Source organism: Pseudomonas sp. (genome assembly GCF_049645325.1).
In the GTDB taxonomy this organism is placed as follows: Bacteria; Pseudomonadota; Gammaproteobacteria; order Pseudomonadales; family Pseudomonadaceae; genus Aquipseudomonas.
Map to the genome: position 1 here is coordinate 1 of NZ_JBARTQ010000227.1, position 7,914 is coordinate 7,914.

A 7,914-nucleotide genomic window follows, 5' to 3' on the forward strand; every position below is an offset into this window, starting at 1 on the left:
GTGGGAGCGGGCTTGCTCGCGAATGCGGTGTATCAGATAGAGCATCTTTAACTGAATGACCGCATTCGCGAGCAAACCCGCTCCCACATAAAGCAAACCTCACCAGGCTTAAGTCAGATAAAAATAAAAGGTGCAGCCATGCCCGCAATCCGAATTGGCATCAACCCGATCTCCTGGAGCAACGACGACCTGCCGGCCCTGGGCGGTGAAACGCCGCTGAGCACCGCGCTGAGCGAAGGCAAGGAGATTGGCTACGAAGGTTTTGAGCTCAACGGCAAATTCCCCAAGGACGCCAAGGGCGTGGGCGACGTATTGCGGCCCTACGACCTGGCGCTGGTTTCCGGCTGGTATTCCAGCCGCCTGGCGCGCCGCTCGGTGGCCGAAGAAATCGAGGCTATCGCCGGCCATGTCGAACTGTTGAAACAGAACGGCGCCACGGTGCTGGTGTACGGCGAAGTCGCTGATTCGATCCAGGGCTCCAGGGTTCGTCTGATCGAGCGCCCACGTTTCCACAGCGAACACGCCTGGCAGGCGTATGCCGACAAACTCACCGAACTCGCGCGTTTTACCCTGTCCCAGGGTGTGCGGCTGGCCTACCACCACCACATGGGCGCCTACGTCGAATCCCCTGAGGACATCGACCAGTTGATGCGCCGCACCGGCCCGGAAGTCGGCCTGTTGTTTGATTCGGGCCACTGCTACATGGGCGGCGGTGAGCCGATCGAGGTGCTGCGCAAGCATATCGAGCGTATCTGCCACGTGCACTTCAAGGACGTGCGCAAGCCGGTGGTGCAGCTGGCGCGCAACCAGATGTGGAGTTTTCCCGACTGCATCGTCAACGGCACCTTCACCGTGCCCGGCGATGGCGATATCGACTTCGCGCCCTTGCTGGACGTGCTGTTGGCGGCGAATTACGCCGGCTGGCTGGTGGTTGAAGCCGAGCAAGACCCGGCGGTGGCACCCAGCTACATCTATGCGAAAAAGGGCTACGACACCTTGCGAGCCCTGCTCAACGAGAGGACTCAGCCATGAGCCTGTTGGTCAAAAGCAGCAAGCGCGGGCAGACCATGGTCGCCCTCGAAGACGGGCGCCTGGAGTACGTGGGCTTTGCCGCCTACCGCCTGAGCCTCGGTGAAACCCTGCCGGTGACCGCCGGTGACCAGGAGCTGTGCCTGGTGCTGCTCAGCGGTCGCGTCAACATCGAAGGTGAAGGCTTCAACTGGCAAAACCTCGGCGACCGTCAGTCGGTGTTCGAGGATAAGTCCCCATTCGCCGCCTACCTGCCACCGGGCACCGACGCGCAGGTCACGGCCTTGAGCGACGTGCAGATTGCCGTGTGTGCCGCGCCCGGTGCGCCGGGTTACGAACCCCGCCTGATCCGCCCGCAAAGTTGCAAGCGCAGCGTGCGCGGCAAAGGCGCCAACACCCGCTATGTGTGCGACATCCTGCCGGACACCGAGCCTGCCCATTCGCTGCTGGTGGTGGAAGTGCGCACGCCGTCGGGGCACTCATCGAGCTACCCGCCGCACAAGCACGACACCGACGACCTGCCGCACCAGAGCTTTCTCGAAGAAACCTATTACCACCAGATCAACCCGCCCCAGGGCTTTGTGTTCCAGCGCGTCTACACCGACGACCGCAGCATCGACCAAGCCATGGCGGTGGAAAACAGTGACTTGGTGGTGGTGCCCAAGGGTTATCACCCGGTCAGCGTGCCGTATGGCTACGAGTCTTATTACCTGAACGTGATGGCCGGCCCCAAGCGTGCCTGGCATTTCCATAACGACCCGCAGCACAGCTGGCTGCTGGACCTCTAATTGGTTTGAACGGAGAACAACAACAATGAAGTCGCCTCTGCGTTTTGCCCTCAACCGTATGGTTGCCCCCAACCTTTCCTTGCCGGATTTCATTCAGTTGGCGGCGGCCCTGAAGTGCGATGCCATCGAGATCCGCAACGACCTCAAGGGCAACGAAATCGAATACGGCACGCCAGCCAGCCGCGTCCGCGAGTTGTGCGCGGTGCAGGGCATCACGGTGCTGTCGATCAACGCGCTGTACCCCTTTGATGTGTGGAACGACGAGCGCCGCGCCCAGGCGATCAAACTCGCCACCTATGCGCGTGAATGTGGCGCCCAAGGCCTGGTGATGTGCCCGCTGAATGAGCGCGGCGACACGCGCAACGAAGCCCAGCGCGCGGCCGGTTTGCGCACTGCCTTGAGTGAGCTGGCGCCGATCCTGCGTGAATATGGAATTCTCGGCTTCATCGAGCCCCTGGGCTTTGAGGAGTGCGCCCTGCGCCGCAAGCGCGTGGCCGTGGACGCGATCCAGTCGATCGGCGGCCTCGATGTATTCCGCCTGGTGCACGACACCTTCCATCACCACTTGGCCAGCGAGCAGGAGTTTTTCCCGCAACTGACCGGCCTGGTGCACATCTCGGGCGTGGAAGACGCCGAGGCACCGCTCAATTCGATCCGCGACGGCCACCGCGTGCTGGTGGGCGAGGGCGATATCCTCGGCAATGCCGCGCAGATCGACACGTTGCTGAGCACGGGGTACAGCGGGTATCTGTCGTTCGAACCGTTTGCCGAAAGTGTGCATGCGTTGGCGGACATTCAGCAGGCGCTGGGGGCAAGCATTGCCCACCTGCAAAATTCCCGGACCTGATGCAGTTCCCACATTGGGTCTGTGTTGATCAATGGATCTGCATTTACACAAGGTGCAAGTGATGACCACAACAAGACTGACCATGGCCCAGGCCCTGGTGAAGTTCCTGGATAACCAGTACATCGAAGTCGATGGCGTGCAGAGCAAGTTTGTCGCCGGGGTGTTCACGATTTTCGGCCACGGCAATGTGCTGGGCCTGGGCCAGGCCTTGGAGCAGGACAGCGGCGACCTGGTGGTGCATCAGGGCCGCAACGAGCAAGGCATGGCCCACGCAGCCATCGGGTTTGCCAAGCAACACCTGCGGCGCAGGATTTATGCGTGCACGGCCTCGGTGGGCCCGGGCGCAGCGAATATGTTGACCGCCGCTGCCACCGCCACCGCCAACCGGATTCCCTTGCTGTTGTTGCCCGGTGACGTCTACGCCAGCCGCCAGCCCGACCCGGTGCTGCAACAGATCGAGCAGTTTCACGACCTGAGCATCAGCACCAATGATGCGTTTCGCGCCGTGAGCAAATACTGGGACCGCATCAACCGTCCCGAGCAATTGATGACGGCGGCGATCCACGCCATGCGCGTGCTGACAGACCCGGCTGAAACCGGCGCCGTGACCCTGGCGCTGCCCCAGGATGTGCAGGCCGAGGCCTGGGATTACCCGGATTATTTCCTGCAAAAACGCGTGCACCGTATCGACCGTCGCCCGGCAACGGCCGCGATGATCGGGGATGCGCTGGCCGCGTTCCGGGGCAAGCGCAAACCGCTGATCATCTGTGGTGGCGGGGTCAAGTACTCCGGCGCGAATGCCGCGTTGCAAGCCTTTGCCGAGCGCTTTGATATTCCGTTTGCCGAAACCCAGGCGGGCAAGAGCGCGGTGGTCTCCAGCCACCCGCTGAACGTGGGCGGCATTGGTGAGACCGGCTGCCTGGCCGCGAACCTGCTGGCGCCGGAGGCGGACCTGATCATCGGCATCGGTACCCGTTACACCGATTTCACCACCTCGTCCAAATCGCTGTTCAAGCACCCGCAGGTGAAGTTTCTCAACCTCAATATCAGCCCCTGCGATGCCGTGAAGCTCGACGGCGTGCAAGTGCTGGCCGACGCGCAAGTTGCCCTTGAGGCGCTGGCTGATGCGCTTGGGGATTACCGTGCAGGTTGGGGCGAGCAGGTTCGTGAGGCCAAGGCGCAACTGGATGCCGAAGTGGACCGTGTGCACCAGGTGGAATATCAGGGCGACGATTTTGTGCCCGAAGTCGATGACCACCTGGACCGCGCCGTGCTGCGCGAATTTATCGAGCTGACCGGCTCCTGCCTGACCCAAAGCCGCGTGCTCGGTGTGCTCAACGACACCCTGGCCGACGACGCAATTATCGTCGCCGCCGCCGGCAGCCTGCCCGGCGACTTGCAGCGCGCCTGGCGCAGCAAGGGCGTCAACACCTATCACGTCGAATACGGTTATTCGTGCATGGGCTACGAGATCAACGCCGCCCTTGGGGTGAAACTCGCCGAGCCGAGCAAAGAGGTGTATGCGCTGGTCGGCGATGGCTCCTACATGATGCTGCACTCGGAGTTGGCCACCTCGATCCAGGAGCGCCGCAAGATCAACGTGGTGCTGCTGGACAACATGGCGTTCGGCTGCATCAACAACCTGCAGATCAACAATGGCATGGACAGCTTCGGCACCGAGTTCCGCTTCCGCAACCCCGAGAGCGGCAAGCTCGACGGCGGGCTGGTGCCGGTGGATTTCGCCATGAGCGCGGCGGCCTATGGCTGCAAGACCTACAAGGTCAGCACCGTCGAGCAGCTGCACGCCGCTTTGGCCGATGCGCGCACGCAAACCGTCTCGACCCTGATCGACATCAAGGTGCTGCCCAAGACCATGGTCCACGGCTACCTGTCGTGGTGGCGGGTCGGCGTGGCGCAGGTGTCGACCAGCGAACGCACGAATGAAGCTGCGAAAAAAATCAATGAACACCTGGCGAAGGCCCGGCAGTACTAATAACAAGAGGAGTGTGGGTATGTCTTTGAAGCTTGGAGTGATCGGTACGGGCGCCATCGGCCGTGACCATATTCGTCGTTGCAGCCAGACCTTGCTCAACAGCCAGGTCGTGGCGGTGACTGACATCAACCTTGAGCAGGCCGCCAAGGTCGTTGCGGACTTGAAGCTGGACGCCGAGGTCTACCCGGACGGCCACGCGCTGATAAATTCGCCGCAGGTCGAGGCGATCCTCGTGACCTCCTGGGGCCCGAGCCACGAAGAGTTCGTGCTCGCCGCCATCGCCGCCGGCAAACCGGTGTTCTGCGAGAAACCCCTGGCGGTCACCGCCGAAGGTTGCCGCAAGATCGTCGACGCCGAAGTCGCCTATGGCAAACGCCTGGTGCAAGTGGGCTTCATGCGTCCGTATGACGAAGGGTATCGCGCACTGAAAGCGGTGATCGACAGCGGCCAGATCGGCGAGCCGTTGATGCTGCACTGCGCGCACCGCAACCCGACGGTGGGCGAGAACTACAAGACTGACATGGCGATCACCGACACCTTGATCCACGAGTTGGACGTGTTGCGCTGGCTGCTCAATGACGACTACGTGTCGGTGCAGGTGGTGTTCCCGCGCAAATCGAGCAAAGCCCTGGCCCACCTGCGTGACCCGCAGATCGTGCTGCTGGAAACCGCCAAGGGCACGCGCATCGACGTGGAAGTGTTCGTGAACTGCCAGTACGGCTACGACATCCAGTGCGAAGTGGTGGGGGAGACCGGTATCGCCAAATTGCCGGAGCCGTCCCAGGTGCAGCTGCGCAGCGGCGCCAAGCTGTCGAACGCCATTCTGATGGACTGGAAGGACCGCTTTATCGGCGCCTATGACGTGGAGTTGCAAGCGTTTATCGACAGCGTGCGCGCCGGGCAAGTCGGCGGGCCGTCGGCCTGGGACGGGTTTGCGGCAGCGGTGGCGGCGGATGCGTGCATCGAGGCGCAGAACAGTGAGCAGATCGTCAAGGTTGGCCTGCCACCGCGCCCGCATTTTTACGGCTAAACCTAATCCCACTGGCGAAACTCAGTCAGTTTGGGAGCTGGCTTGCCTGCGATGACGGCGGCACATTCAACCTTGATGTCGCCGGACACGCCGCTATCGCAGGCAAGCCAGCTCCCACATTGGATCCTGTTCCAACATAAGATCCGGGAGCATTTGAATATGCGCATCGCCCTAGACCCCTACATGTACCGCCATCTGCCCCTGGGCCAGATGGTCGACAAGGCCGCCGAGCTCGGCTACCAGCACATCGAACTTTCCCCACGGGAAGATTTCCTGCCGTTCTACAAAGCCGCCCGCGTCGACCGCGCGCGCATCAAGGAATTTCGCAAGGCCTTGAGCGATGCCGGCGTGCAGCTGTCGTCGCTGTTGCCCATGTACCACTGGGCCGCCGCCGACGAAGGCCTGCGTGTTGCCGCCGTGCGCAACTGGAAGCGCGCCATCCAGATCGCCGTGGAAATGGACTGCGAGCTGGTCAATACCGAGTTCACGGGCCAGTCCGATAACCCGCTGGTGTGCGAAAACCAATTCATGCGCTCCATGGACGAGCTGATGCCGGAGTTCGAACGCGAAGGCGTCAAGCTGGATATCCAGGCGCACCCGTACGATTTCTGCGAGCGCAACAACGAGTCGGTGGACATCATTCGTGGCCTTGACCGCGACTGGATCAACTACCTCTATGCCGCGCCGCACACCTTTTTCTACGACGATGGCAAAGGCGATATCGCCTCGATGCTCAAGTACGCAGGCTCCAAACTCAGCCACTTGATCATCGCCGACACCTACAACCACCGCGCGTCGTCGAACCTGCGCTATATCGTCAACCCGCCGGGCGTGACCGCCACCGTGCACCAGCACCTGGACATCGGCCAGGGCGAGGTGAACTGGGAGGCGTTTTTCGGCACCCTGCGTGAAATCAAGTTCGACGGCATCGCCACCGTTTCGGTGTTTGCCTGGGAAGACCGGCCGGATGAGTCCAGCCGAATGATGCTGGAACGGGTCACCCGCGAGCTTTGCCAATGACCGATCGTTCCCGCGCGCTGCGTGGGAACATCTGAATGGACGCTCCGCGTCCGCTTTTGAATGTGACGCCTGGCGTCACGGGCTGCATTCCCACGCAGGGCGTGGGAACGATCAAGGAATCGACCCATGCGAATCGGATTGGTTGGCTACGGCCACGGTGGCCGCTTTTTTCACGCACCGCTGATAGCAACGTTGCCCGGGGCAACTTTTGTCGGCGTGGTGACCCGTTCGGCGGAACGCCGTCAGCAACTGTCGAGCGACCACCCCGGCCTCAAGGCCTTTGACTCCATCGGCCAGATCGTCGAGGCGGGTGTCGACGCCCTGGTGATTTCTACCACGCTCAAAGGCCGCCCGGCGCTGGTGCTGGAAGCCATCGAGCACGGTGTGGCGGTGGTCAGCGACAAACCCTTCGCCAGCAACGCGGAGCAGGCCCAGGCCTTGATCACCGCCGCCGAACGCCAAGGCGTGCTGCTCAGCGTCTACCAGAACCGGCGCTGGGACTCGGACTACCTGACCCTGCGCAAACTGATCGACGCCGGCGCCCTGGGCGCCATCACCCGGTTTGAATCGCGCGTCGAACGCTACAGCCCGCACGCGGTGGGCAACCCCAGTGGCGGCGGCTGGCTGCGTGACCTCGGCAGCCACTTGGTGGACCAGGCGTTGCAACTGTTCGGCCCGGTCGACCGGGTGTTTGCACAGCTGCAGTTCAGCCCCGAACACCCGACGCTCGACCACGGCTTTTTCGTCTCCCTGACTCACGCCAATGGCGTGATCTCCCACCTGTGGGGCAGTGCACTGCAAAACAGCCAGGCGCCGCGCTTTCGCGTCAGCGGCACCTTGGGGTGTTACACCGTCGACGGTCTGGACGGCCAGGAAGACGCACTGATGGCGGGTAAATCGCCAAAAACCGAAGGTGAGCACTGGGGCGCCGAAGAACATCGACGTTGGGGCTGGTTTGAGCAGGGCGAGGAGCGCGAACGCGTGCCGTCGGAGAAAGGTTGCTGGACGCAGTTCTATCGCCAGTTGCAAAGTGCTGTGCAAGGGCAGGGGCCGTTGCCAGTCGACGCCTGTGACGCGCTGGAGACCACCCGTATATTGGACGCCGCGCGCCTTAGCCATGAGCGTCAGCAGGTGGTTTCAACAAAAATAGAATAAAATTCTAAAACAGGTTGATATGGAAATTATTTTCCAATAAAGTCTTTTCCAG

The 7,914-nt window shown here is 62.0% G+C and carries 7 protein-coding genes; all 7 read left to right on the plus strand.

Going from position 1 to position 7,914, the window contains the following annotated elements; genetic code table 11:
- Window positions 1-138: 138 nt before the first annotated feature.
- On the plus strand, window positions 139-1,032 hold the full coding sequence (gene iolE, locus WBB95_RS09755) for a myo-inosose-2 dehydratase (RefSeq protein WP_424487396.1): 894 nt from the start codon (window positions 139-141) through the stop codon (window positions 1,030-1,032).
- Window positions 1,029-1,817, plus strand: a complete 789-nt coding sequence (gene iolB / locus WBB95_RS09760) for a 5-deoxy-glucuronate isomerase (RefSeq protein WP_424487397.1) — start codon at window positions 1,029-1,031, stop codon at window positions 1,815-1,817. The genes iolE and iolB overlap by 4 nt, the downstream gene beginning before the upstream one ends.
- Window positions 1,818-1,842: 25 nt before the next feature.
- Window positions 1,843-2,664 carry a TIM barrel protein gene (locus WBB95_RS09765; RefSeq protein ID WP_424487398.1) on the plus strand — a complete coding sequence of 274 codons (822 nt, stop codon included), beginning with the start codon at window positions 1,843-1,845 and terminating at the stop codon, window positions 2,662-2,664.
- 61 nt (window positions 2,665-2,725) lie between these two features.
- The gene (gene iolD, locus WBB95_RS09770) at window positions 2,726-4,657 is read left to right on the plus strand and encodes a 3D-(3,5/4)-trihydroxycyclohexane-1,2-dione acylhydrolase (decyclizing) (protein WP_424487399.1); all 1,932 of its coding nucleotides are present in this window, start codon (window positions 2,726-2,728) and stop codon (window positions 4,655-4,657) included.
- Between the two features lie 19 nt (window positions 4,658-4,676).
- A complete protein-coding gene (locus tag WBB95_RS09775; RefSeq protein ID WP_424487400.1) occupies window positions 4,677-5,687 on the plus strand; it encodes a Gfo/Idh/MocA family protein in 1,011 nt (336 codons plus the stop codon).
- 159 nt (window positions 5,688-5,846) lie between these two features.
- Window positions 5,847-6,707, plus strand: a complete 861-nt coding sequence (locus WBB95_RS09780) for a sugar phosphate isomerase/epimerase family protein (protein WP_424487401.1) — start codon at window positions 5,847-5,849, stop codon at window positions 6,705-6,707.
- 126 nt (window positions 6,708-6,833) lie between these two features.
- Window positions 6,834-7,862, plus strand: a complete 1,029-nt coding sequence (locus WBB95_RS09785; protein WP_424487402.1) for a Gfo/Idh/MocA family protein — start codon at window positions 6,834-6,836, stop codon at window positions 7,860-7,862.
- The last annotated feature ends 52 nt before the right edge of the window (window positions 7,863-7,914 follow it).